The sequence below is a fragment of the Fusibacter bizertensis genome (genome assembly GCF_029914245.1).
Lineage (GTDB): Bacteria > Bacillota > Clostridia > Peptostreptococcales > Acidaminobacteraceae > Fusibacter_C > Fusibacter_C bizertensis.
On record NZ_JARYZI010000030.1, the window covers coordinates 1 to 1380 of the forward strand.

Annotated in this window: 1 rRNA gene; it reads left to right on the forward strand. The window is 51.3% G+C overall.

Annotation, left to right across the window (positions count from 1 at the left end):
• A 23S ribosomal RNA gene (locus tag QE109_RS17505) occupies positions 1–1374 on the forward strand; the annotation flags it as partial.
• Positions 1375–1380: the final 6 nt, after the last annotated feature.

A 1380-nucleotide genomic window follows, 5' to 3' on the forward strand; every position in this document is an offset into this window, starting at 1 on the left:
TTAAGGGTGAGTTGTGATGGGGAGTGAAAATAGTAGCGAAGTAGCAGATATCACACTGTCAAGAAAAGTTTCTATCGAGGGAGCAGGTGCCTGTACCGTAAACCGACACAGGTAGGAGAGTAGAGAATACTAAGGCGAGCGAGAAAACTATTGTTAAGGAACTCGGCAAAATGACCCCGTAACTTCGGGAGAAGGGGTGCCATCACAGGTTCAGAGCTAGTGGTGGCCGCAGAGGATAGGTCCAAGCGACTGTTTACCAAAAACACAGGTCTCTGCTAAATCGAAAGATGATGTATAGGGGCTGACGCCTGCCCGGTGCTGGAAGGTTAAGGGGAAGTGTTAGAGCAATCGAAGCACAGAACTGAAGCCCCAGTAAACGGCGGCCGTAACTATAACGGTCCTAAGGTAGCGAAATTCCTTGTCGGGTAAGTTCCGACCCGCACGAAAGGCGTAACGATTTGGACGCTGTCTCAACAATAGACTCGGTGAAATTGTAGTACCGGTAAAGATGCCGGTTACCCGCAGCTAGACGGAAAGACCCCGTGGAGCTTTACTGCAGCTTGGCACTGGATAATGGTATATCATGTACAGGATAGGTGGGAGACAGAGAAGCTAGGACGCCAGTCTTAGTGGAGTCGCCGTTGGGATACCACTCTTGATATAACGTTATTCTAACTATGACCAGTAATCCTGGTTTAGGACAATGTCAGGTGGGCAGTTTGACTGGGGCGGTCGCCTCCCAAAGAGTAACGGAGGCGCCTAAAGGTTCCCTCAGCGCGGTTGGAAATCGCGCGAAGAGTGTAAAGGCAAAAGGGAGCTTGACTGCGAGAGAGACATTTCGAGCAGGTACGAAAGTAGAGCTTAGTGATCCGGTGGCACCGCATGGAAGGGCCATCGCTCAACGGATAAAAGCTACCCCGGGGATAACAGGCTTATCTCCCCCAAGAGTCCACATCGACGGGGAGGTTTGGCACCTCGATGTCGGCTCGTCTCATCCTGGGGCTGAAGTAGGTCCCAAGGGTTGGGCTGTTCGCCCATTAAAGAGGCACGCGAGCTGGGTTCAGAACGTCGTGAGACAGTTCGGTCCCTATCTGCTGTGGGCGTAGGAAATTTGAGAGGAGCTGTCCTTAGTACGAGAGGACCGGGATGGACAAACCGCTGGTGGATCAGTTGTCATGCCAATGGCACAGCTGAGTAGCTAAGTTTGGAAGGGATAAGCGCTGAAGGCATCTAAGCGCGAAGCCCCCCTCAAGATGAGATTTCCCATCCAGAAATGGAGTAAGACCCCATGAAGATAATGTGGTAATAGGCCTGAGGTGTAAGTGCAGTAATGTATTCAGCTGACAGGTACTAATAGGTCGAGGACTTGACCTAGAGATA